The 24515-nt window shown below is 66.7% G+C and carries 22 protein-coding genes; 1 reads left to right on the top strand and 21 read right to left on the bottom strand.

Going from position 1 to position 24515, the window contains the following annotated elements; translation table 11 throughout:
- Positions 1 to 28: 28 nt before the first annotated feature.
- The 17 genes from hisH to AC1DO7_RS16730 form a co-directional block, all read right to left on the bottom strand.
- Complete coding sequence (gene hisH / locus AC1DO7_RS16650; protein WP_441618041.1) at positions 29 to 682, bottom strand: imidazole glycerol phosphate synthase subunit HisH; 654 nt, start codon at positions 680 to 682, stop codon at positions 29 to 31.
- Positions 679 to 1302 carry a MarC family protein gene (locus AC1DO7_RS16655; protein WP_477116335.1) on the bottom strand — a complete coding sequence of 208 codons (624 nt, stop codon included), beginning with the start codon at positions 1300 to 1302 and terminating at the stop codon, positions 679 to 681. The genes hisH and AC1DO7_RS16655 overlap by 4 nt, the downstream gene beginning before the upstream one ends.
- Positions 1303 to 1455: 153 nt before the next feature.
- Entirely contained in the window at positions 1456 to 2049 is a 594-nt protein-coding gene (gene hisB, locus AC1DO7_RS16660) for an imidazoleglycerol-phosphate dehydratase HisB (RefSeq protein WP_441618037.1), read from the bottom strand.
- A 4-nt stretch (positions 2050 to 2053) separates the two neighbouring features.
- Positions 2054 to 3154 (bottom strand): histidinol-phosphate transaminase, encoded by a 1101-nt coding sequence (hisC, locus tag AC1DO7_RS16665; protein WP_441618035.1) that lies wholly within the window; start codon positions 3152 to 3154, stop codon positions 2054 to 2056.
- Between the two features lie 96 nt (positions 3155 to 3250).
- Positions 3251 to 4588, bottom strand: coding sequence for a histidinol dehydrogenase (gene hisD, locus AC1DO7_RS16670; protein ID WP_477116336.1), 1338 nt, complete (start codon positions 4586 to 4588; stop codon positions 3251 to 3253).
- A 51-nt stretch (positions 4589 to 4639) separates the two neighbouring features.
- Positions 4640 to 5302 (bottom strand): ATP phosphoribosyltransferase, encoded by a 663-nt coding sequence (gene hisG, locus AC1DO7_RS16675; protein WP_006159652.1) that lies wholly within the window; start codon positions 5300 to 5302, stop codon positions 4640 to 4642.
- Positions 5303 to 5352: 50 nt separating this feature from the next.
- Positions 5353 to 6603, bottom strand: coding sequence for a UDP-N-acetylglucosamine 1-carboxyvinyltransferase (gene murA / locus AC1DO7_RS16680; RefSeq protein ID WP_441618031.1), 1251 nt, complete (start codon positions 6601 to 6603; stop codon positions 5353 to 5355).
- Positions 6604 to 6788: 185 nt separating this feature from the next.
- Complete coding sequence (locus AC1DO7_RS16685; protein ID WP_441643370.1) at positions 6789 to 7043, bottom strand: BolA family protein; 255 nt, start codon at positions 7041 to 7043, stop codon at positions 6789 to 6791.
- Positions 7044 to 7111: 68 nt separating this feature from the next.
- Positions 7112 to 7882 carry an ABC transporter permease gene (locus tag AC1DO7_RS16690; protein ID WP_441618174.1) on the bottom strand — a complete coding sequence of 257 codons (771 nt, stop codon included), beginning with the start codon at positions 7880 to 7882 and terminating at the stop codon, positions 7112 to 7114.
- A 56-nt stretch (positions 7883 to 7938) separates the two neighbouring features.
- The gene (locus AC1DO7_RS16695) at positions 7939 to 8889 is read right to left on the bottom strand and encodes an ABC transporter ATP-binding protein (protein ID WP_441618027.1); all 951 of its coding nucleotides are present in this window, start codon (positions 8887 to 8889) and stop codon (positions 7939 to 7941) included.
- 252 nt (positions 8890 to 9141) lie between these two features.
- Entirely contained in the window at positions 9142 to 9555 is a 414-nt protein-coding gene (locus tag AC1DO7_RS16700; RefSeq protein ID WP_441643371.1) for an STAS domain-containing protein, read from the bottom strand.
- A 49-nt stretch (positions 9556 to 9604) separates the two neighbouring features.
- On the bottom strand, positions 9605 to 10228 hold the full coding sequence (locus tag AC1DO7_RS16705; RefSeq protein ID WP_441618172.1) for an MlaC/ttg2D family ABC transporter substrate-binding protein: 624 nt from the start codon (positions 10226 to 10228) through the stop codon (positions 9605 to 9607).
- Between the two features lie 217 nt (positions 10229 to 10445).
- A complete protein-coding gene (locus AC1DO7_RS16710; RefSeq protein WP_441618023.1) occupies positions 10446 to 11273 on the bottom strand; it encodes an MlaA family lipoprotein in 828 nt (275 codons plus the stop codon).
- Positions 11270 to 11788, bottom strand: a complete 519-nt coding sequence (gene mlaD / locus AC1DO7_RS16715) for an outer membrane lipid asymmetry maintenance protein MlaD (protein WP_441618021.1) — start codon at positions 11786 to 11788, stop codon at positions 11270 to 11272. The genes AC1DO7_RS16710 and mlaD overlap by 4 nt, the downstream gene beginning before the upstream one ends.
- A gap of 49 nt (positions 11789 to 11837) precedes the next feature.
- Positions 11838 to 12614, bottom strand: coding sequence for a lipid asymmetry maintenance ABC transporter permease subunit MlaE (gene mlaE / locus AC1DO7_RS16720; RefSeq protein WP_441618019.1), 777 nt, complete (start codon positions 12612 to 12614; stop codon positions 11838 to 11840).
- Complete coding sequence (locus AC1DO7_RS16725; RefSeq protein WP_441618017.1) at positions 12611 to 13432, bottom strand: ABC transporter ATP-binding protein; 822 nt, start codon at positions 13430 to 13432, stop codon at positions 12611 to 12613. The genes mlaE and AC1DO7_RS16725 overlap by 4 nt, the downstream gene beginning before the upstream one ends.
- Before the next feature lie 152 nt (positions 13433 to 13584).
- Entirely contained in the window at positions 13585 to 14622 is a 1038-nt protein-coding gene (locus AC1DO7_RS16730) for a Bug family tripartite tricarboxylate transporter substrate binding protein (protein WP_441618015.1), read from the bottom strand.
- Between the two features lie 359 nt (positions 14623 to 14981).
- On the opposite strand from AC1DO7_RS16730, the gene AC1DO7_RS16735 reads away from it, so the two are divergent.
- Entirely contained in the window at positions 14982 to 15509 is a 528-nt protein-coding gene (locus AC1DO7_RS16735; RefSeq protein WP_477116337.1) for a GNAT family N-acetyltransferase, read from the top strand.
- Between the two features lie 94 nt (positions 15510 to 15603).
- On the opposite strand, the gene AC1DO7_RS16740 is transcribed toward AC1DO7_RS16735, so the two are convergent.
- The 4 genes from AC1DO7_RS16740 to AC1DO7_RS16755 form a co-directional block, all read right to left on the bottom strand.
- The gene (locus AC1DO7_RS16740; RefSeq protein ID WP_441618011.1) at positions 15604 to 17067 is read right to left on the bottom strand and encodes a glutamate synthase subunit beta; all 1464 of its coding nucleotides are present in this window, start codon (positions 17065 to 17067) and stop codon (positions 15604 to 15606) included.
- A 135-nt stretch (positions 17068 to 17202) separates the two neighbouring features.
- Entirely contained in the window at positions 17203 to 21978 is a 4776-nt protein-coding gene (locus tag AC1DO7_RS16745) for a glutamate synthase-related protein (protein WP_477116338.1), read from the bottom strand.
- Between the two features lie 370 nt (positions 21979 to 22348).
- Positions 22349 to 23071 carry a transposase gene (locus AC1DO7_RS16750; RefSeq protein WP_441618007.1) on the bottom strand — a complete coding sequence of 241 codons (723 nt, stop codon included), beginning with the start codon at positions 23069 to 23071 and terminating at the stop codon, positions 22349 to 22351.
- A gap of 148 nt (positions 23072 to 23219) precedes the next feature.
- Positions 23220 to 24377, bottom strand: a complete 1158-nt coding sequence (locus AC1DO7_RS16755; RefSeq protein WP_441618005.1) for a deoxyguanosinetriphosphate triphosphohydrolase — start codon at positions 24375 to 24377, stop codon at positions 23220 to 23222.
- Positions 24378 to 24515: the final 138 nt, after the last annotated feature.

Consider the following 24515-nt stretch of genomic DNA (forward strand, 5'->3'; position numbering starts at 1 on the left):
CGGTCCCGGTAAAGTCACTATATGAGGATCAGGGATTCCAGTGCACGAAGTTCCGGTAGATCTGCAAGCCCATGGCGGCGCTTTTTTCAGGGTGGAACTGCGTAGCGAAAATATTATCGCGCGCCACCGCGCTCGTAAATACGACTCCGTACTCGGTCTCGCCGGCAATATGCGCCGGATCCTGCGCATGCACGAAATAGCTGTGCACGAAATAGAACCAGCTCTCGTCGGGTATCCCTGCCCACAACGGATGAGAGCGGGCCTGCCGCACGCGGTTCCAGCCCATCTGCGGCACCTTGAAGCGCGAGCCGTCCGGCTGGGTCATCCCCTCCAGTTCGAAGCGGATCACCTCGCCGGGCAACAGGCCCAGGCACGGGGTGCTGCCGCCGGCCGTCCTACTTTCCTTGCTCAGGTCGAACAGCATCTGTTCGCCAACGCACACTCCCAGCAGCGGCTTGCTGGCGGCGGCCTCGATCACGGCCTCCTGCAAACCCGATGCGCCGAGCGCGGCCATGCAGTCCGGCATGGCTCCCTGGCCCGGCAGCACCACGCGGTCCGCCGCGCGGATCGCCGCGGGGCGGTCCACCACCTGCACATCCGCCTCCGGCGCCGCGGCACGCAAGGCCTGCGCCACCGAGCGCAGGTTGCCCATGCCGTAATCCACAATTGCTATGGTAGTCATGATTTCAAAACAGGCAACAATGTCTTCAGCCCGTCCACAATGAATTCTACGGCCAGCGCCGACAGGATCAGGCCCATCAGCCGCGTGCCGATATTGATGCCGGTGCGCCCGATCACGCGGGCAATCGGGTCAGCGGCGCGGAACGTCATATATACCACTGCGCCGAGCGCCAGTCCGATCCCGACCAGGATCAGCAACTGGTACCAGTGCTGCGTCTTGCCAGCGTAGACGATTACCGTGCTGATCGAACCGGGTCCGGTCAGCAGCGGCAGCGCCATCGGCACCACCGCGACGCTGGCCTTGGCTTCGGCTTCATCTTCCTCCTCCGGCGTCGCCTTGGTGCGGCCGGTCTGGGCATTGAGCATGTTCATGGCCATCATGATCATGATCAGGCCGCCGCCCACCTGCAGCGAAGCCACCGAGATATTGAAGAACTCGATGATCTGCTGGCCCAGCAAGGCGGAGATACCCACCACGATCGCCACCGAAATGGACGCGATCTTGATGGTGTGCAGCTTTTCCTGCTCGGTCTGCTGGTTGGTCAGGCTGATAAAGAACGGAATCGCCCCGATCGGGTTGATCAGCGCCAGCAGCGAGATGAACGACTTGAGCGTATCCATCGGGTTGGGCCTGGGCCGTTGGTCTGGCGTGAATGGCGCACGGATATCGTACGCGTCTCGCGCCAAGGTCTGCATCGGGTACCGCGTTGACCGGAGGTTATCGCAGGCAACGCTTAGCTTGCCGGCGCGCGCGGGTGGCGGCGCCGGCCGGATTCAGCCTACCAGGGTGCCCTTGGTCGACGGGATTGTATTGCCCGCGCGCGGGTCCATCTCCACCGCCATGCGCAGTGCGCGGCCGAACGCCTTGAACACGGTCTCGCACTGGTGGTGGGCATTGATGCCGCGCAGATTGTCGATATGCAACGTGACCGCGGCATGGTTGACGAAGCCGCGGAAGAACTCGATGGTGAGGTCCACGTCGAAGCTGCCCACGCGCGCGCGGGTGAACGGCACGTGGAACTCCAGGCCGGGGCGGCCGGAGAAATCGATCACCACGCGCGACAGGCATTCGTCCAGCGGCACGTAGCTGTGGCCGTAGCGGGTGATGCCCTTCTTGTCGCCGATGGCCTTGGCGACGGCCTGGCCAAGCGCGATGCCGACGTCTTCCACCGTGTGGTGGTCGTCGATATGGGTATCGCCGGTGGCTTCGACTTCGAGGTCGAACATGCCATGGCGGGCAATCTGGTCCAGCATGTGGTCGAGGAACGGCACGCCGGACGCCAGCTTCTGGCGGCCGGTGCCGTCGAGATTCAGGGAAACGCGGATCTGCGTTTCCGAAGTATTGCGGGTGACCTCTGCAACACGCATGGTGTTAATCCTGCAACGCCGCGGCAAAGGCGGCGAGAAATTGCGCGTTCTCTTCGGGAGTGCTGACCGTGACGCGCAGACAATTGGCCAGCAACGGGTGCATTTTACCCACGTTCTTGATCAAAACCTTGCGTGCGAGCACGCCTTCGAACACCCGCGCGGCGTCGGGCACGCGCACCAGCAGGAAATTGGCGTCGCTGGGGAACACCGTCACCCCGGGCATGGCGGCCAGCGCGGCGGCCACGGTGGTGCGTTCGGCGCGCAGCTGCGCGGCCTGCTGGTCGAGCACGTCCACGTGCTCCAGCACGAACAGCGCCGTGGCCTCGGTCAGCACGTTGACGTTGTACGGCGGGCGCACCTTGTCGAACTGCGACAGCCATGCCGGTGCGCCTGCCAGGTAGCCCAGGCGGATGCCGGCCAGGCCCAGCTTGGATACCGTGCGCATCACCAGCAGGTTGCCGAACTCGGCCAGGCGCGGCATCCAGGTGTCCTGCGCGAACGGCTGGTAGGCCTCGTCCACCACCACCAGGCTGTGGCTGACCTCCCCCTGCGCGGCACGCACGATGGCTTCCATGTCGGATGCATCGAACAGGTTGCCGGTCGGATTGTTCGGGTAAGCCAGGTAGACAATGGCGGGCTGGTGCTCGGCCATGGCCGCCAGCATGGCGGCGCGGTCCAGCGTGAAGTCCGCGTTGAGCGGCACCCCGACGAACTCGAGCCCGGCGAACTGCGCCGACATGGCATACATGACGAAGCCCGGCACCGGCGCCAGCACCTTGGCGCCGGGCCTGGCCACGGCCAGCGCGAGGATGCTGATGAGCTCGTCCGAGCCGTTGCCCAGCAGCACGTCCATGCCGGCCGGCACCTGCATCACCGTCTTCAGGCGCGCGCGCAGCGCTTCGCTGCTGGGCACCGGATAGCGGTTCAGCGCCACCTCGGCCAGGCGCGCGGCCAGCTGCCCGCGCAATGCGTCGGGCAGGGTGTAGGGGTTCTCCATGGCGTCCAGCTTCACCAGACCGTGCGAATCCGCCACATGGTAGGCGCCCATGGCGCGTACGTCGTCACGGATGATGCGTTCGATCAGGGAAGGCTGCACGGCTGACATTGGATTTACCTCTGAGTGAGTGTCGGTGAAACGGTTGGTGGCTGCGGGTGGCCGGCGGCGGGCATCCCGCCCGCCGGCCACCCGGCCTCAGTTACCTCAGTTGCGCCTGAGGCGGTACTCCGCGCTGCGCGCGTGGGCCTGCAGCCCTTCGCCGTAGGCCAGTTCGGCGGCGATCTGGCCGAGCATCTGCGCGCCGTGCTCGCTCACCTCGATCAGGCTCGAGCGCTTCTGGAAGTCGTATACGCCCAGCGGCGACGAGAAACGCGCGGTGCGCGAGGTGGGCAGCACATGGTTGGGGCCGGCGCAGTAGTCGCCCAGCGATTCGCTGGTGTAGCGCCCCAGGAAGATGGCGCCGGCGTGGCGGATCCGCTCGGCCCAGTGGCGCGGGTTCTCGGCGGAAATCTCGAGGTGCTCGGGCGCGATCGCGTTGGCGATCTCGCAGGCCTCGTCCATGTCGCGCACGCGGATCAGCGCGCCACGCCCGGTCAGCGATGCCCGGATGACATCGCGGCGCGGCATGCTGTCGAGCTGGCGGCGGATGCTCAGCTCCACTTCGGCCAGGTAGTTGGCGTCCGGGCACAGCAGGATGGACTGCGCCAGTTCGTCGTGCTCGGCCTGCGAGAACAGGTCCATCGCCACCCAGTCCGGGTCGGTGGTGCCGTCGCAGATCACGAGGATTTCGGACGGGCCGGCAATCATGTCGATGCCGACGGTGCCGAACACGCGGCGCTTGGCGGCGGCCACGTAGGCGTTGCCCGGCCCGACGATCTTGTCTACCTGCGGCAGCGCGGCGGTGCCGTAGGCCAGCGCCCCCACCGCCTGCGCGCCACCGATGGTGAACACACGGTCCACCCCGGCGATCTGCGCCGCGGCCAGCACCAGTTCGTTGCGCACGCCGCCCGGCGTGGGCACCACCATGATCACTTCCTTGACGCCGGCCACGCGCGCCGGAATCGCGTTCATCAGCACGGACGAGGGGTAGGCAGCCTTGCCGCCCGGCACATAGATGCCGACGCGGTCCAGCGGCGTCACCTTCTGTCCCAGCACGGTGCCATCCGACTCGGTGTACTCCCAGCTATGGCTGCCGCACTCGATCTTCTGCTTCTCGTGGTAGSCSCGCACGCGYGCSGCSGCGGCYTCCAGCGCCGCGCGGCGCTTGGGCTCGAGCTCTTCGAGTGCGGCTTCCAGCTCGGCCTGCGAGATTTCCAGCGCGGCCATCGAAGCGGCTTCGACGCGGTCGAAGCGCTGCGTGTATTCCAGCACCGCGGGGTCGCCGCGGTCCTTCACGTCGGCCAGGATCTGCGCGACGGCGCGCTCGATGGCTTCGTCCTCGCCCGCCTCGAAGGCCAGCACCTGGCGCAGTTCGGTGGCGAAGCCCGGCTCGGTCGAATCCAGCCGGCGGATTACCAGGTTTTCCATAGCGTTCTCGTTCATGACTCCATTCCCCGGGTCCATGCCCTAGTCCTTTCCATGCCGCTCACAGCCTCAGGCCAGCGCGGCGGAGGCCCGCTCAAACGCGTCGAGGATCGGGGCCAGCCGCTCGCGCTTGAGCTTCAGGGCAGCCTGGTTGACCACCAGGCGCGACGAGATCTGCGCGATCTCCTCCACTTCGACCAGGTTGTTGGCACGCAAGGTCCCGCCGGTGCTGACCAGGTCGACGATGGCGTCGGCCAGCCCCACCAGCGGCCCGAGTTCCATCGAGCCATACAGCTTGATCAGGTCCACGTGCACGCCCTTCTTGGCGAAGTGCTCGCGCGCGGTCTGCACATACTTGGTCGCCACGGCCAGCCGCGCGCCCTGGCGCACCGCACTGGCGTAGTCGAAGCCGGCCGAGGTCGCCACCGACATGCGGCACTTGGCGATATTCAGGTCGATCGGCGCGTAGAGCCCGGCCATGCCGTGCTCCATCAGCACATCCTTGCCCGCCACGCCAAAATCGGCCGCGCCGTACTGCACGTAGGTCGGCACGTCGGAGGCGCGCACGATGATGACGCGCACGTCCGGATCGGACGTGGGCAGGATCAGCTTGCGGGAAGTTTCCGGATCCTCGGTCACGTGGATGCCGGCCGCCTCGAGCAAGGGCATGGTTTCGGTGAAGATCCGGCCCTTGGAAAGGGCCAGCGTCAACTGGGTCGGGGAGGGGCTCATCTGTGTCCTTGTTCTGGCTCTCTTGTCGGGCGCGTGGCGTGCGCTTGCGCTCAGGCGATGCGGCGGATCTTGGCGCCCACCGCCGACAGCTTGTCTTCCATGCGGTCGTAGCCGCGGTCGAGGTGATAGATGCGGTCGATCACGGTCTCGCCCTCGGCCACCAGGCCGGCGATCACCAGGCTGGCGGAAGCGCGCAGATCGGTGGCCATCACCTTGGCGCCCGACAGCCTGGGCACGCCGGTGACCACCGCGGTATTGCCTTCGACCGCGATGTCGGCGCCGAGCCGGCCCAGCTCCTGCACGTGCATGAAGCGGTTTTCGAAAATGGTCTCGGTGATGCGCGCGACGCCGCCAGCGATGCTGTTGAGCGCCATGAACTGCGCCTGCATGTCGGTGGGGAACGCCGGATACTCGGCGGTGCGGAAGCTCACCGACTGCGGGCGCTGACCCATCCGCAGGCGAATCCAGTCCTCGCCGGTCTCGATGGCGGCGCCCGTTTCGCGCAGCTTGTCCAGCACGGTGTCGAGGATGCCCGGCGAGACGCCGCGCAGCACCACGTCGCCCAGCGTGGCCGCGGCCGCGCACAGGAAGGTGCCGGCCTCGATGCGGTCGGCGATCACCGAATGGCTGGCGCCGTGCAGGCGCTCCACGCCCTGCACCACCAGGCGGTCGGTGCCGATGCCTTCGATGCGGGCGCCCATCTTGACCAGCAGGCGCGCCAGGTCGGTCACTTCCGGTTCGCGCGCGGCATTCTCCAGCACGGTCTCGCCTTCGGCCAGGGTGGCGGCCATCAGCAGGTTCTCGGTGCCGGTCACGGTAATCATGTCGGTCACCACGCGTGCGCCCTTCAGGCGCCTGGCGCGGGCGTGGATGAAGCCATGCTCGATGGTGATCTCGGCGCCCATGGCCTGCAGGCCCTTGATGTGCTGGTCGACCGGGCGCGCGCCGATGGCGCAGCCGCCGGGGAGCGAGACGCGCGCCTCGCCGAAGCGCGCCACCAGCGGACCGAGCACCAGGATCGAGGCGCGCATGGTCTTCACCAGTTCGTACGGCGCTTCGGGCGAATTGACGTCAGCGCCGTTCAGGGTGACGCGCGCGCCGTCCTGCTCGGCCTTCACGCCCATCTGGCGCAGCAGCTTGAGCGTGGTGCGTACGTCCTGCAGGTTAGGCACGTTGTCGAGCGATACGGTGTCGGCCGCCAGCAAGCCCGCGCACAGGATCGGCAGCGCGGCATTCTTGGCGCCCGAGACGCGGATCTCGCCTCGCAGCGGGCCATTGCCCTGAATCTCGAGTTTGTCCATCTTTTCTCGTTTCTGGCCGGTGCACAACACAAGCTGGCGTCCGGCGTCGTTCGTCACGTTCCGTTGCAGCGCGCCAAGGCGCACGGCCACGGGATCTGGTACCCGCGGGCCGCCCGCGCCGGGCGGCCCTGTTTGTCACGTCCGGCCTGTCGGGCGGCCAGCTTGTCTGTGCGGTGGACGCGGCCTTACTTGGCCTCGCCCGCCTGCGCCTGCCATTCGGCCGGCGTCAGCGTCTTCATCGAGAGCGCGTGGATCTCTGCGCGCATGCGGTCGCCCAGCGCGGCGTAGACCTGCTGGTGCCGCTGGATCAGGCGCTTGCCGTCGAACTGGGCGCTGACGATGGTGGCGAAGAAGTGCTGGCCGTCGCCCTCCACTTCGAGGTGTTCGCAGGACAGCCCCTGGGCGATGTAGTCCCTGACTTGTTGCGGTGTAGGCAGCATGATGTGTATTGGCGTTGGTTCGCGTGCGGGTCCGTGGCGGGTCGGCGTCAGGCGGCGTTCAGTGGCGTTCAGTGGCGCAGCTTGTAGCCGCTCTTGAGCATCCGCAGCGCAATGGCCGCGAGCACCACGAAGGCGGTGCCCACCACCGCCAGGCTGAAGGTCGGCGCAATGTCGGAGACGCCGAAGAAGCCGTAGCGGAAACCGTCGATCATGTAGAAGAACGGGTTGGCGTGCGACACCGCCTGCCAGAACGGAGGCAGCGAGTGAATGGAATAGAACACGCCGGACAGGAAGGTGGCCGGCATGATCAGGAAATTCTGGAAGGCCGCGAGCTGGTCGAACTTCTCGGCCCAGATGCCCGCGATCAGCCCCAGCGTGCCGAGGATCGCCGCACCCAGCAGCGCGAACACCACGATCCAGCCGATATTGGCGAAATGCAGGTTGGCGAACCACGCCGTCACCAGCAGCACGCCCAGGCCCACGGCCAGGCCGCGCACGATCGACGCCACCACGTAGGCGCCGAACATCTCCCAGTGCGACAGCGGCGGCAGCATGATGAACACCAGGTTGCCGGTGATCTTGGACTGGATCAGCGAGGACGAACTGTTGGCGAACGCGTTCTGCAGCACGCTCATCATCACCAGGCCCGGCACCAGGAAGGCGGTGTAGCTGATCTGGTCGTACACCTTCACGCGGTTCTCCAGCACATGGCCGAAGATCAGCAGGTACAGGATCGCCGTGAGCACCGGCGCGGCCACGGTCTGGAAGCTGACCTTCCAGAAACGCAGCACTTCCTTGTAGAGCAGCGTGCGGAAGCCCACCAGGCCACCCACCGCCATCGGCGTCAGGTGCGCGTTGATGGCGTCCCGCCCGCCGTCGAATTCGGTCGGCATCTTCATGCTGCGGCCTCCACTGCCGTATCCGGCAGCGCACCCGGCATATGGCCTTCGCGTCGCATGATCTGCACGAACACGTCTTCCAGGTCTGCCTTGTTGATTTCCATGTCTTCGATCTCGCAGCCAGCTTCGCGGCAGGCGGCCAGGATGGGCTCGACCGCCGGATAACCCGACAGCCGCAGCCGCACCGCGCGCTCGCCCGGATTGGCGGGCATGCGCAGCGGCTCGAGCGCGGCCGGCAGCGTGCCCCTGGACAGCGTCAGCGCCAGTTGCAGCCCGGCGAACTGGTTCAGCAGGTTGCTGGTGCGGTCCAGCGCCACCACCTCGCCGAACTTCAGCATGGCGATGCGGTCGCACAGCGCCTCGGCCTCTTCCAGGTAGTGCGTGGTGAGGATGATGGTGTGGCCTTCGCGGTTCAGCCGCGAAATGAACTTCCACAGCGTCTGGCGCAGCTCCACGTCCACCCCGGCGGTCGGCTCGTCGAGCACGATCACGGGCGGGCGGTGCACCAGCGCCTGCGCCACCAGCACGCGGCGCTTCATGCCGCCGGAGAGCTGGCGCATATTGCTGTCGGCCTTGTTGGTGAGATCCAGGTTGGCCATGATCTCGTCGATCCAGTCGTCGTTGCGGGTCAGGCCGAAATAGCCCGACTGCAGGCGCAGCGTCTCGCGCACCGTGAAGAATGGATCGAAGACCAGCTCCTGTGGCACCACGCCCAGCATGCGGCGCGCCAGGCGGTAGTCGGATACCACGTCGTGGCCAAGCACGCTGACGCTGCCCGAATCGGCGCGATTCAGCCCGGCGAGAATGGAAATCAGCGTGGTCTTGCCCGCGCCATTGGGGCCGAGCAGGCCGAAGAATTCTCCGCGCTCGACAGTGAAGCTGACGCCCTTGAGCGCCTGCAGGTTGCGGTAGCGCTTGCGAACGTCGGTGAGTTCGATGGCTTTCATGGCCGGATACTGTTTGGCAGGCGCTGCGGGCTGTCGGCTCGCGCGCCGGCCTCCTTGAAATGGCGGGGACCGCCTGGGTGCTTCGACCGGTTCTTGCGTCTGCTCCGGGCCTTTTGCGCCGGAACGGTCGAACAACCCGGAATTATAGGGGATGCGGGGGCAGTCCCGCTCTGAGCACGAGGCGTGGCGGCTGCCATCGCCCGGGCATCGCAGTGGCAGGTGCCGCCTCGGCGGCCTGCCATGGATGCCGGTTCAATGTCGGTGGGAAGCGGTGTGCGGCGCGCCGGCGCCGGCCTGGGGCGCCAGTTCCAGCAAGGAATCGACGCCGTACAGCGCGGCCAGCTGGGCCAGCTGCGGCGGTACGCCGACAAAGGACAGCGCCTGGCCGCGGCCGGCGGCGTCGCGCTGCCACGCCAGCAACACGGCCACTGCGGCGGAATCGACCTGCGTCAGCGCGCTGCAATCCACCCTGGCCTCGCCCTGGGCCAGGCGAGCCAGTCCGTCACGCAGCACGGTGGCGGCGTTCCGGTTGGTCAGCGAGGTGTCGAGCGAGAGCATCTGGCAGGATTCGGGATGTCGGCGGTCGAAGCGGTATGCGCGCTTCCGGCGTGGAAAAACGCGCCCGCCGGTCGGACGGGAGCGTTCATTGTAAAACACTTCGCCCACTCATGCTGCGCCGCAACCTGCCATTTGCGCAGGCTGCAAGGCGCGCATCTCAGTTCTTCGCGTTGGCCAGCTGGCGATTGCGGTCCTGCAGCGTCTTGATCACGCCGTCCACGCCCTGCTGGCCGACGATGGTGTTGAAGCTGCCCTTGTAGGCCTCGGTCAGCCAGGCACCCAGCACATTGATGTCATAGACCTTCCAGCCCTGCGGCGTCTTCTCGAGGCGGTAGTCCAGCTGGATCGGCTCGCCCTTGTTGATGACCTGGGTGCGGATGGTGGCGTCGGTGTCGTCCGCCGTGCCGCGGTACGGGCGGAACTGCACCTGTTGGTCCCGGATCTGCGCGATCGCGCCCGAGTAGGTACGGATCAGCAGGGTCTTGAATTCGTCAGTGATCTGCTTTTGCTGCTCCGGCGAGGCCTTGGACCAGTTGCGGCCCATGGCGATCTGCGTCGTCCTCTGGAAATCCGCGTTGGGCAGGATCTTTTGTTCAACCAGCGCGGAGATCTTGCCGATATTGCCGGCCTGCATGTCCTTGTCCGTCTTGACAGTCGCCATCACGTCGTTGACCACGGCCTTGACGAGGCCATCGGGTGTGCTGGCATCCTGCGTCTGGGCATGGGCAGCCCCGGCAAAGGCAGCTACGGCGAGAAAAGGCAGCAACAGTCGCTTGATCATCATCTTCGTCCTTCCTTATCAAATCAAACGCAAGAATCGCCGCGGCGCGGCAACCTGCGCAATCCGGCTTCAAGTGCCGGTAGTGGCCCTGCCCCGGTTGGAGCGAGGCGGGCCGGGGGAGTTCGTGACACCAGAGCTTCCGGCGCCACATTCAAACAATTTGTTGCAGCGCTCACAGCCGCGTCACGTCGTCACGCGCCGGCGAGCGGGTAGCGGCTCAGCGGCCGAAGCGGATGCCCCCCGGCATCTGCACGGGCGGCGTAGGYAACGACTGATTTTCCTGCTGGGAGTCGGCCGGTGGCGCCGAAGGCTCGCCCTCCTCTTCGCTTTGCGGAGGATTGCCGTCGTAGATCTGGTACTCGCGGCGCTGCAGGTAAGCGTCGCGCAGGAAAGTGTACTTGTCGAGCGCGGCCTCTTCGATCAGGTTGGATGCGCCCAGCAGCGAAGCGCGCGTGCTGACGATGCGCACCCCGGTCAGCGTATTGCGCGCCCACACCGGATCCAGATAGGCCAGCGGGTCCATCTGGCGGTCCACCAGCATGCCGACGGTATCGCGCACCGTGCTCGGCCCGAACAGCGGCAGCACCAGGTATGGGCCGGAAGGCACGCCCCACACGCCGAGGGTCTGGCCGAAATCTTCCTTGTATTTCGGCAGGCCGGCCGGCGTGGCGATGTCGATCAGGCCGCCGAGGCCCAGCACGCTGTTGATCGCCACGCGCATGGTGTCTTCCGCGGCGCGCGCGGGCTTGCCCTGCAGCAGGTTGTTGACGGCGGAGTAGACGTCGCTGACGTTGGAGAACGCGTTGTCGATGGCGGTGCGCACCGGCGACGGGATGAAGTCGGCGTAGAGCTGGCCGACCGGCTTGAGCACGCCCTTGTCAAAGTCTTCGTTGATGCGCGAGACCTCGCGGTTGAAGGGCTCGATAGGGTCCTTCGGGTTCGCTGTCGGGCCCGTCGCGCACCCCGCCATCAACAAGGCGGCCGCAGCCGCCGTCAACCACTTCTGTCCCCCGCGCCACCACGCAGGGACACCTTTGCCACTCATTTCAACCCCCCTGCGGGGGCGCTGGCCGCACTCCCGCCCGCGTTGTTGCCACCGGCACCTGCGTCCGCGGCCTTGTTATACAGGAACTGCCCGATCAGGTTTTCCAGCACCACGGCAGACTGCGTCATGGTGATGCGCGCGCCCTCGGCCAGCATGGCCGTGTCGCCGCCCGCCTCGAGGCCGATGTACTGCTCGCCCAGCAAGCCCGAGGTGAGGATCTTGGCCGAGGTGTCCTTGGGAAACTGGTAGCGCTTTTCCAGGTTCATCAACACGGTGGCCTGGTAGGTCTTGTCGTCGAAGCGGATGTCCACCACACGGCCCACCACCACCCCGGCGCTCTTGACCGGCGCGCGCGGCTTGAGGCCGCCGATGTTGTCGAAGCGCGCCTGCACGGCGTAAGTGTCCTGGAACGACAGCGAGCTCATATTGCCGGCCTTCAGCGCCAGGAACAGCAGCGCGACAAAGCCCGCCACCACAAACAGACCAACCCAGAAATCGAGGGTATTTCTTTTCATCTCTCGTCTCTTCTTCAAGTACAGCGCCCTCGGCAATGGCCGTGGCGGCTCAGCTGAACATCAGCGCGGTCAGCAGGAAATCCAGTGCCAGCACGGCCAGCGAGGCAATCACCACGGTACGCGTGGTGGCGCGCGACACGCCTTCCGGCGTGGGCTTGGCCTCGTAGCCCTGGTACAACGCTATAAACGTCACCGCGATGCCAAAAATGAAGCTCTTGATCACACCATTGAGCACATCGGCACGCACATCCACGCCGCCCTGCATCTGCGACCAGAACGCGCCGGCATCCACGCCGATCATCTGCACGCCGACCACATAGCCGCCCAGGATGCCCACCGCGCTGAAAATCGCGGCCAGTACCGGCATGGCCACCACGCCGGCCCAGAAGCGCGGCGCGATGACGCGCTGGAGCGGATTCACCGCCATCATCTCCATCGCGGTGAGTTGTTCGCCGGCCTTCATCAAGCCGATTTCGGCAGTCAGCGAAGTGCCGGCGCGCCCGGCGAACAGCAACGCGGTCACCACCGGCCCCAGTTCGCGCACCAGCGACAACGCCACCAGCAGCCCGAGCGCCTGCTCGGAGCCGTAGCGGTTGAGCGTGTAGTAGCCCTGCAAACCCAGTACGAAACCGACAAACAGCCCCGATACGGCAATGATCACCAGCGACAGGTTGCCGACGAAAAAGATCTGGTCGCTCACCAGGCGAAAGCGCCGCAGCAGCGCCGGCGACATGGCCAGCACCGTGAAGAACATGCGCGTGGCGTGGCCCAGCCCGCCCACGGACTTCCGCACGGCGGCGCCGATATTCGTGAAGAATCCCATCATCGGGCGGCCCCGCTGGTGAAGTCATCGGCCAGCGAAGGCCCGGGATAGTGGAACGGCACCGGGCCGTCGGCCTCGGCATGGACGAACTGGTGCACGAAGGGATCGGTCGAGGCGCGCAGCGCGTCCGGCTCGCCTTCGGCGGCGATGCGGCCGTTGGCGATGAAATAGACGTAGTCCGCGATCTGGAAGGTCTCGTTGACGTCGTGCGAGACGATGATGCTGGTGGCGCCGAGCGCGTCGTTCAGGCTGCGGATCAGGCGTGCCGTCAGGCCCAGCGAGATCGGGTCGAGCCCGGCGAAGGGCTCGTCGTACATCAACAGGGCGGGATCGAGCGCGATCGCTCGCGCCAGCGCCACCCGGCGCGCCATGCCGCCGGAGATCTCGGAGGGCATCAGGTCGCGCGCGCCGCGCAGGCCGACCGCGTTGAGCTTCATGAGCACAAGGTCGCGGATCATCGACTCGGGCAGGTCGGTATGTTCGCGCAAAGGGAAGGCAACGTTGTCGAATACCGTCAGATCGGTGAACAACGCGCCGAACTGAAACAGCATGCCCATCTGGCGGCGCACCGCGTACAGGCCGTTGCGGTCAAGCGCGGGGATATTGGCACCGTTGAAGAGGATTTCACCCTTCTGGGGCCGCACCTGGCCGCCGATCAGGCGCATCACGGTGGTCTTGCCGCAGCCGGAGCCGCCCATCACGGCCACTACCTTGCCGCGCGGGAAGCGCATGCTGAGGCCCGACAGAATAGGCGTGCCGCCCGCCGCATAGGCGAAGTCGACAGCGTTGATCTCGACGAGGTTTGAGGCGGATTCGGTCACGTTTGCACCGTTTTGGCAGTCCGCCATTATAAGGGCTACTACCTAGCACTGCCCGGGCCGGTGTGGCGCAATCCACATCCATTGACCGCAAATAATTGTTTCATCACTTTTTGCGGTTAAAGCAATGTTCGAGACACTTTCGACGGGACGATCTAGGGCTCCGTCGGTCCGCCCGCCTGCCGCAGGATCACCTGCCACTGGATCGACTCCGAACGGATGGCGGTGGCAAACGCTTCCGGCGAATCCCGCAACGGGGTCAGCCCCGCCGCCAGCAGGCGGTCCCGGACCTCGCGCTCGGCCATCACGGCGTCCAGTTCGTCGGCGAGTCGCGCGACGATGGCGTGCGGCGTCTTGGCCGGCGCCATCACGCCGAACCAGGCCCCGGCGCCATAGCCATCGAGGCCGGACTCCTGCAACGTGGGCACGGCCGGCGCCAGTTGCGAGCGCGCCATGCCCGTCACGCCCAGCAGGCGCAGGTTGCCATTCCGGATATGGGCTTGCACGGCGGCAAAAGAGCAGAAACAGGCACTGACGCGGCCAGCCAGCATTTCCTGCACCACCGCGCCCTCCCCCTTGGCCGTCACCAGCGGCACGCCGTTCGGCACGCCGTGCACGGCGTATTCCGCGTACAGGTGGGAAGGGCTGCCGGCCTGCCCGGAGCCGTAGCTATAGGACGCGGGGCTGGCCTTGACCGCGCTCAGCCACTGCTGCGCCGTGCGCATCGGCAGGCGCGCGTCGATCACCAGGAACAACGGCATGGTGGCCACCCGCGCGACCGGGGTGAAATCGCGCACCACATCGTAGGGCACCGGCTCCAGGCCCGGCTGGATCAGCATGGTGGCCTGGTGGAACAACAATGTATGGCCATCGGAACTGGCCTTGGCGACCAGGTCGCCGGCCGTGGTGCCGCCAGCGCCGGGCCGGTTGTCGACATCGACCGGCACGCCCAGGCGCACCGACAGCCGCTCGGCCAGCATGCGCGCCACGGCGTCCGGCACGCCGCCCGCCGGGAACGGCACGACCAGGCGCACCGGGCGCACGGGAAAGGAGATCGGTCGGGTGAAGGCAGCGGGCGTGGCGGACGGCGGCGGGACTGCCGGCCGCGCCAGGCAGAGGCCGGCGGCGCCGGACAACAGCCCGCCCAGGCAAAGCGCCAGGACGCGCGCGGCGAAGCGCTGCAGGGCCGGCACGCGCCGCGCCGGCAAAGAGGGCACAGCGGCCCCGGCGCGCAAGCTGTGCCGGAGGTGCTGCAGACAGGCCGGCCATGCGGCGGGGTGAAGCAACTTCGCCTTACCTCGCCAAAGCCGCGGAAAAATGCGCACTTCGGACATCAATTCCTCCGAGCCACGGGCGTTGCCGGTGACATATGGGTCGGCTGAAAAGGGGATGAGCGAGGCAGTCTTTGTTCTAATTGTTCGGTTCATTCTACGAACAATGCCCTGGGCCGCACAGACCACGTTAACCATAGCCGGGACAACCCTGTGCGCGTCCCGCGGACCCGCGCCGTCAGCGGGAATCCGGGCAGGGACGCCGTCTATAATCGCCCGCCATGAACGAAATGATCCTGCGGCCGATGAGGGCCGCCGACCTGCCCGCGGTGCTGGAAATCCAGGCGCTGTGCTATCGCGGCGCGTTGCACGAATCCCGCGCGGCACTGGCCAGCCGGCTGGCACTGTCGCCGGCCACGTGCTGGGTGGCGGCGTCAGCGGACCGGCAGGRAGCGCCGGCCGCCTACCTGTTGACGCATGCGTGGCCGCAGGACAGCCTGCCGCCGCTGGACGGCATGCTGGCAAGGCACTGGGAAGACGGCGGACTGACCTGGTTCGTGCACGACATGGCGGTGGCGCCGGCGGGCCAGGGACACGGCCTGGCGCAGCGGCTCTACCAGGCGGCACGCGCTGCGGCGCTCGATGCCGGACTGCGCTCTTCGCGGCTGGTGGCCGTGCAATCGGCCGCTGCCTGGTGGGCGCGACTCGGCTACCGGCAACTGGCACCGGCGAGCGCCGCGCTGTCCGCCAAACTGGCCGCCTATGGCGACGACGCGGTATTGATGGGCTGCACGCTGCCGCCCCGCTGACCGCCGGGCCGGCCCAGCACATAAAAAACCCGCCCGGCTTGCGCGGGGCGGGTTGTTGCCGGCTGCCAGCCGGCGCGTCAGAGCCTTCGCGGACTCAGCGCGGCAGTTCGGAGTGTCCCATCAGGAACGCATCCACCGAGCGCGCAGCCTGGCGGCCTTCGCGGATGGCCCACACCACCAGCGACTGGCCACGGCGCACGTCGCCGGCGGCGAACACCTTCGCCACGTTGGTGTGGTAGGCGCGCTCGCCTTCGGTCGAAGCGCGGGCGTTCTTGCGTGCGTCGGTGTCCACGCCGAAGGCGGAGAGCAGCGAACCCACCGGGTTGGTGAAGCCCATCGCCAGCAGGACGAGGTCGGCCTTGAGGATGAACTCGCTGCCGGGCACTTCCTGCATCTTGCCGTCCTTCCACTCGACGCGGCAGGCCTTCAGCGCGGTGATCTTGCCATTCTCGCCGACGAATTCCTTGGTCGCCACCGACCAGTCACGCTCGCACCCTTCGTCGTGCGACGACGAGGTGCGCAGCTTGATCGGCCAGTACGGCCACACCAGCGGCTTGTTCTCTTCTTCCGGCGGCTGCGGCAGCAGCTCGAACTGGATGATCGATTCGGCGCCGTGGCGGTTCGAGGTGCCGACGCAGTCCGAACCCGTATCGCCGCCGCCGATCACGATCACGTGCTTGCCGTCGGCGCGCATCGGGTTGGGCGCGTCACCGGCGACTTCCTTGTTCTGCGGGATCAGGAATTCGAGCGCGTAGTGGATGCCGTCCAGGTCGCGGCCCGGCACCGGCAGGTCGCGCGGCACTTCCGAGCCGCCGGCCAGCACGACAGCGTCGAACTGGTCCTGCAGCGCCTGCGCCGAAATGGTTTCACGCGCGTAGTTCAGGATRCCGGCCGGCAGTTCGCCGTCGGTCACCATCACGCCGGCGCGGAAGGTCACGCCTTCGGCCTGCATCTGCTCGATGCGGCGGTCGATCAGCGTCTTCTCCATCTTGAAGTCGGGGATGCCGTAGCGCAGCAGGCCGCCGATGCGGTCGTTCTTCTCGAACACGGTCACGTCGTGGCCGGCGCGCGCCAGTTGCTGGGCGGCAGCCATGCCGGCGGGGCCGGAGCCGACCACGGCCACGGTCTTGCCGGTCTTGTGCCTGGGCGCCTGCGGCGCGACCCAGCCTTCTTCCCAGGCCTTGTCGATGATCGCGTGCTCGATCGACTTGATGCCGACCGGCAGTTCGTTGATGCCCAGCGTGCAGGCCGCTTCGCACGGTGCCGGGCAGATGCGGCCGGTGAACTCGGGGAAGTTGTTGGTCTGGTGCAGCACTTCGATCGCCGACTTCCAGTCCTGGCGGTACACCAGGTCGTTGAAGTCAGGAATGATGTTGTTGACCGGGCAGCCGTTATTGCAGAACGGGATGCCGCAGTCCATGCAGCGCGCGCCCTGGATCTTCGCTTCGCTGTCGGACAGCGCGAAGACGAATTCCTTGTAGTGCTTCACGCGCTTGGTTACGGGCTCGTAACCTTCGTTCTGGCGCGGAAATTCGAGAAAGCCAGTCGCCTTACCCATGTTGCGTCCTTGGTCTTGCTGCGCGGCACCGGCGCATGCGCCGGCCCCGCTGTGAGGTCAGTATCTTGTGAGCCGGCGGCGCAGAGAGCGCCGCCGCCCATGCTTGGTCGGGCCCGCGGGCCCCGCCTGTCTAGCTCAGGCCGCGATGGCTTCGCGGTCGCTGTCGCGGGCTTCCTGTTCCTTCGCGTACATCTCGCCCAGGGCGCGCTTGTACTCGGTCGGGAAGACCTTCACGAACTTGCGGCGCGTCGTGGTCCAGTCGGCCAGCAGTTCCTTGGCGCGTTCCGAGCCGGTGAAGCGGAAGTGCTGCTCGATCAGGCCCTTGAGGATGGCCTCGTCGAGCTGGCGCTTGCCGCCGACCTTGTGCCAGGAAGCGGGCGACTGGCCCTTCTCCTGGTCCGCGGAGGCCAGCACGGCTTCGAGCGCGACCATCGAGGTGTTGCAGCGCTTGTCGAACAGGCCGTCCTCGTCGTAGACGTAGGCCACGCCGCCCGACATGCCGGCCGCGAAGTTGCGCCCGGTGCCGCCCAGTACCACCACGGTGCCGCCGGTCATGTATTCGCAGCCATGGTCGCCGGTGCCTTCCACCACGGCGGCGGCACCCGAGTTGCGCACCGCGAAGCGCTCGCCGGCCACGCCGTTGAAGAACGCTTCGCCGGCGATGGCGCCGTACAGCACCGTATTGCCCACGATGATGTTGCGGGTGGGGTCGCCGCGGAACTCGTGCGGAGCGCGCACGATCACGCGGCCGCCCGACAGGCCCTTGCCCACGTAGTCGTTGCCGTCGCCCACCAGGTCCAGCGTCACGCCGTGCGCGAGGAAGGCGCCGAAGGACTGGCCGGCGGTGCCTTGCAGCTGGATGTGGATGGTGTCGTCGGGCAGGCCTTCATGGCCGTACTGCTTGGCCACCACGCCCGACAGCATCGCGCCGACGGTACGGTTGACGTTCTTCACCGGCTGGATGAACGACACGCGCTCACCCTTGTCGATGGCCGGGCGCGCCTTGGCGATCAGCACGTGGTCCAGCGCCTTGCCGGCCTCGAGCGACAGGCCGTGGTCCTGGCTGTCGGTGTGGAAGCGCGGCAGCTCGGCGGGGAACGGCGCCTGGTAGAACACGCGGGCGAAGTCGAGGCCGCGTGCCTTCCAGTGTTCGATGCCGGGCTTGGTGTCGAGCAGGTCGGCGCGGCCGATCAGCTCGTCGAAGGTGCGGATGCCCAGTTGCGCCATGATCTCGCGGGCTTCTTCGGCGATGAAGAAGAAGAAGTTCACCACGTGCTCGGGCTTGCCCTGGAATTTCTTGCGCAGCGCCGGATCCTGCGTGGCCACGCCCACCGGGCAGGTGTTCAGGTGGCACTTGCGCATCATGATGCAGCCTTCGGCCACCAGCGGCGCGGTGGCGAAGCCGAACTCGTCGGCGCCCAGCAGCGCGCCGATCACCACGTCGCGGCCGGTCTTCATCTGGCCGTCGGCCTGCACGCGGATGCGGTTGCGCAGGCCATTGAGCATCAGGGTCTGCTGGGTTTCGGCCAGGCCGAGTTCCCACGGCGTGCCGGCATGCTTGATCGACGACAGCGGCGAGGCGCCGGTGCCGCCGTCATGACCGGCGATCACCACGTGGTCGGCCTTGGCCTTGGCCACGCCGGCAGCGACGGTGCCCACGCCCACTTCGGACACGAGCTTGACCGAGATGTCGGACGCCGGGTTGACGTTCTTCAGGTCGTGGATCAGCTGTGCCAGATCCTCGATCGAGTAGATGTCATGGTGCGGCGGCGGCGAGATCAGGCCGACGCCCGGCACCGAGTAACGCAGCTTGCCGATGTAGTCCGAGACCTTGTGGCCAGGCAGCTGGCCGCCTTCGCCGGGCTTGGCGCCCTGCGCCATCTTGATCTGGATCTGGTCGGCCGAAGCCWGGTATTCGGCGGTCACGCCGAAACGGCCCGAGGCGACCTGCTTGATCTTCGAGCGCAGCGAATCGCCCGCCTGCAGTTCCAGGTCGCGCACCACGGCTTCCGGTCCCAGCAGCGACTGCATCGTATCGCCCTGCTTGATGGGGATGCCGCGCAGTTCGTTGCGGTAGCGCTTCTCGTCCTCGCCGCCTTCGCCGGTGTTGGACTTGCCGCCGATGCGGTTCATCGCGACGGCCAGCGTGGCGTGGGCTTCGGTGGAGATCGAGCCCAGCGACATGGCGCCGGTGGCGAAGCGCTTGACGATTTCCTTGGCGGGTTCCACTTCCTCGAGCGGAATCGCGCGGGTCGGATCGACCTTGAACTCGAACAGGCCGCGCAGCGTCATGTGGCGACGGCTCTGGTCGTTGATGATGTTGGCGTATTCCTTGTACGTCTGGTACGCGCCGCGGCCGTCGTCGGCACGCACCGCGTGCTGCAGCTTGGCCACCGAATCCGGGGTCCACATATGCTCTTCGCCGCGGATGCGGTAGGCGTACTCGCCGCCGGTCTCGAGCATGGTGTCCAGCACCGGGTTGTCGCCGAAGGCGTCCTGGTGCAGGCGCAGCGCTTCCTCGGCCACTTCGAAGATGCCGATGCCTTCGACGTTCGACGCGGTGCCGTGGAAGTACTTCTGCACGAGTTCGCGCGACAGGCCGATGGCTTCGAAGATCTGCGCGCCGGTGTACGACATGTAGGTGGAGATGCCCATCTTGGACATCACCTTCTGCAGGCCCTTGCCGATCGCCTTGACGAAGTTCTTGACCGCCTTCTCGGGCGAGAGGTCGCCGGACAGGCCTTGCGCCATGTCGGCCAGCGTCTCCATCGCCAGGTACGGGTGCACGGCTTCGGCGCCGTAGCCGGCCAGCAGGGCGAAGTGATGCACTTCGCGCGCGGTGCCGGTTTCCACCACCAGGCCGGCCGAGGTGCGCAGGCCCTTCTCCACCAGGTGGTGGTGGATGGCCGAGGTCGCCAGCAGCGCGGGGATGGCCACGTGCTCCGCATCGACGCGGCGGTCCGACACGATCAGGATGTTGTAGCCCGAACGCACGGCATCCACGGCTTCCGCGCACAGCGAGGCCAGGCGGGCTTCGATGCCTTCCTTGCCCCATGCCTGCGGATAGCAGATGTTCAGTTCATACGTACGGAACTTGCCGCCGGTGTAGTGCTCGATGTTGCGGATCTTGGCGATGTCCTTGAAGTCCAGCACGGGCTGGGACACTTCGAGGCGCATCGGCGGGTTGATGTTGTTGAGTTCGAGCAGGTTCGGCTTCGGGCCGATGAACGACACCAGCGACATCACCATGTTCTCGCGGATCGGGTCGATCGGCGGGTTGGTGACCTGGGCGAACAGCTGCTTGAAGTAGTGGTACAGCGTCTTGTTCTTGGACGAGAGCACGGCCAGCGGGCTGTCGTTGCCCATCGAGCCGGTGGCTTCCTCGCCGGACAGCGCCATCGGCGCCATCAGGAACTTGACGTCTTCCTGCGTGTAGCCGAAGGCTTGCTGGCGGTCCAGCAGGCGCGCGTCGGGCTTCTTCTCGGCGGCCACGTCCTCGGGCTTGGCGTCGAGCTCGTCGAGCTTGATGCGCACGGCGTCGATCCAGCTCTTGTAGGGCTTGGCGTTGGCCAGGTTGTCCTTGAGCTCCTTGTCGTCGATGATGCGGCCCTGCTCCATGTCGATCAGGAACATCTTGCCCGGCTGCAGGCGCCATTTCTGCACGATGCGCGACTCGGGGAACGGCAGCACGCCGGCTTCCGAAGCCAGCACCACGACGTCGTCCTCGGTCACGTAGAAACGTGCCGGGCGCAGGCCGTTGCGGTCCAGCGTGGCGCCGATCTGGCGGCCGTCGGTGAAGCAGATCGCGGCGGGGCCGTCCCACGGCTCCATCATGGCGGCGTGGTATTCGTAGAACGCGCGGCGGTTGTCGTCCATCAGCGTGTGCTGTTCCCAGGCTTCCGGGATCATCATCATCATCGCGTGGACGAGCGGGTAGCCCGCCATCGTCAGCAGTTCGAGGCAGTTGTCGAACGAAGCGGTGTCCGACTGGCCGGGATAGATCAGCGGCCACAGCTTGGGCAGGTCGTCGCCCAGCACCGGCGACGAGATCGCGCCGGTTCGCGCGTTGACCCAGTTGACGTTGCCCTTGACCGTGTTGATTTCGCCGTTGTGGGCGACCATGCGGTAGGGGTGGGCCAGTTCCCAGGCCGGGAAGGTGTTGGTGGAGAAGCGCTGGTGCACCAGGGCCAGGGCCGAGACGGCGCGCGGGTCCTGCAGGTCGAGGTAGTACTCGCCGACCTGGTTGGCCAGCAGCAGGCCCTTGTACACCACCGTGCGCGCCGACATCGACGGCACGAAGTATTCCTTGCCGTGCTTGAGCTTGAGCGCCTGGATGGCGTGGCTGGCGGTCTTGCGGATCACGTAGAGCTTACGTTCCAGCGCGTCCGTGGTCATGATGTCGCGGCCGCGCCCGATGAAGATCTGGCGGATCACCGGTTCCGTGGTGCGCACGGTCGGCGACATCGGCATATTGCAATCCACCGGCACATCGCGCCAGCCGAGCACGACCTGGCCTTCCAGGCGCACGGTGCGCTCGAGCTCCTGCTCGCAGGCCAGGCGCGAAGCGTGTTCCTTCGGCAGGAAGATCATGCCCACGCCGTACTCGCCCGACGGCGGCAGGGTCACGCCCTGCTTGGCCATCTCTTCGCGGTAGAACTGGTCGGGGACCTGGATCAGGATGCCGGCACCGTCGCCCATCAGCGCATCGGCGCCGACCGCGCCGCGGTGGTCCAGGTTTTCCAGGATCTTCAGGCCTTGCTGGACAATCTCGTGGCTCTTCTTGCCCTTGATATGGGCGACCATGCCGACGCCGCATGCGTCTTTTTCATTGGCGGGGTCGTACATGCCCTGGGCTTGCGGAAGCGAGGTGGGCGCGTGCGCGGCGACGGCAGACTCTGCGGCCTGCGCCATCGTTTGCTTCGGTTGGGATTGCGATTGGTCCACTGGCTTGATTCCGGTGAGGGCTGCGCAGCCAGCAAGGCAGGCCGGAACGGGGACCGCACTCTGCCACCTGGGCCGGCCGGAACCGGGAGCGGGATGACGAGAGGACAAGCGGGGCCGCAGCGGCGTACGCAAGCGTGACGCGCCGCACAATGAATGTGGGTGGAGCAACTATAAAAGAATCGTCCCAGTCCCGCAAAAAAAATAAACGGGGTCAGATCATAATTAATCCCGCACCACAACGGGGATGGTGATTATTTGGGGACAGGTTATTTTTTGGTGCACCGCAAGGCGTTTTGTGAGGCGATCGCCCCTTGCCCTGCGCAGCGGGTGTCCGCGCTTACGCAGACCCGGGTTCGGCCTCCCCACCCCCGGCGCCACGACCGGCGGGCCGGCCCTTCGGCAGCGGTTGCACGCGCCGGCTGCCCTGGCGCTCCAGTTGTGCCAGGAAAGCCGCGTCACCAAGCGGCCAGCCGCTGTGGGCGTGGCTGCGCAGCGTCGCCAGCGTCATCGAAGACAAGCCCTCGGCTGCCACCGTGCGATAGTTCGACTGGCGCTCGAACGGTGTATTGCCGAGAGCCCAGTATGCGGAGTGATCGCTTACCAAAGGACTGGCCTCGATGCCGGCGTGATGGCGGTAGCTGCTCCAGCGATCGCCATCCGGCGCGACCACGTCGCCCGCGCGTACCGCATTGCCTTCCACGTACAGCATCGCCTGCAGCATCCAGGCGGCGGGATCGAACACCGCCGAGCGGAAGCGGCCATCCCAGAGGGTGCCGGTGCGGCCGGCGGCGCGGTTGAAATAGCGGGCATAGCGGCGCCCGACCGCCTGCATGGTCAGGCTCAGCGAGTCGGCATGACGCGGGGTGGCCACCAGGTGCACGTGGTTGGGCCGCAGGGCATAGGCATGGATGGCGAGATCGTGTTCGCGCGCCGCCATGCGCAGGCAATCCAGGTAGTGCAGGTAATCGTCGGGACAGAGAAAAACCGGCTGGCGGTTGTTGCCGCGTTGCAACACGAGGGCCGGCAGGCCTGCGGGCGAAAAACGAGGGAGTCGGGCCATGATCGGGGGCGGGATTCGAAGCGGACGCCCTGCCGGACCAGTCGCCGGGGGGGGCGCAAAAACCCGATGATAGCCCAGACGCAGCTTGATCCGTCCCCATTTCATTGGTGGGGCTGCCGCCCCGACGGCGCGCCCTGGCCAGGCTGGCTCAGCCGGCGCCCTCGTGGACCGCGAAGATGCGGCGATGCTCGCGGATCGCGTAGCGGTCGGTCATGCCGGCGATGTAATGCGATATCAGGCGAGACTGGTCGCGGCCTTGCCCGGCCTGGTATTGCGGCGGCAGCAGGCGCGCATCCGCCATGAACACGTCGAACAGGTCGGTGATGATGCGCTGCGCCTTGGCCGACATGCGCATCACCAGGTAGTGCCGGTACAGATGGCGGAACAGGAAACGCTTGAGTGTCGCGGCCTCCTCGCGTACCGCGGCGCTGAAGGCGACCAGCGGGCCGGCAGCGCGCACCGCGTCGATATTGCGCGGGTTGGCCGCGGCGATATTGTGGCTGGTGGTCTCGATCAGGTCGACGATCAGGGTATTGATCATGCGCCGGACGGTCTCGTTGATGGCGCGCCGGCCATTGATGCCGGGGAACGCGGCCATCGCCTCGGCGCGGTGGCGGGCCCACATCGGCACCTCGTCCATCTGTTCGAGCGTGAGCAGGCCGGAGCGCAGGCCGTCGTCGATATCGTGGTTGTTGTAGGCGATCTCGTCGGCCAGGTTGGCCAGCTGGGCTTCCAGCGACGGCTGCGTGCCCTCCATGAAGCGCCGGCCCAGCTCGCCCAGCGCCGACGCATTGACGCGCGAGCAATGCTTGAGCACACCTTCGCGCGTCTCGAAGGTCAGGTTGAGACCGTCGAAGCCGCCATAGCGCTCTTCCAGCTCGTCCACCACCAGCAGGCTCTGCAGGTTGTGCTCGAAGCCGCCGTGATTCTTCATGCAAGTGTTCAGCGCATCCTGCCCGGCGTGGCCGAAGGGCGTGTGGCCGAGGTCGTGGGCCAGCGAAATGGCCTCGACCAGATCCTCGTTGAGCCGCAGGTTGCGGGCGATCGAGCGGGCAATCTGCGCCACTTCGAGGCTATGCGTGAGCCGGGTGCGGAACAGATCACCCTCGTGATTGACGAATACCTGGGTCTTGTACTCCAGCCGGCGAAAGGCCGTGCTGTGAATGACCCGGTCGCGGTCGCGCTGGAATTCGCTGCGCGAGGACGACGGCGGTTCGGCGTGCACGCGTCCGCGCGACTGGGCGGAGCGGGCAGCGTAAGGGGCGAGATGGCTTTCGAGGTCGGTCATGCGGCATCCGGTCGGCATCCGGCCAGAGCGTGCGCGCCGGCCGGGGTTGCGAGGCACAACCGATCGCGTCAGGCGACCGGCGCCTCGGTAGGAGGCCTGAGCACCGCGTGCTGCAGCGTGGCGCGCAGGTCGGAATCCGGAACGGTGGTGATGAAG

The sequence above is a fragment of the Cupriavidus sp. 05N40 genome (genome assembly GCF_056397305.1).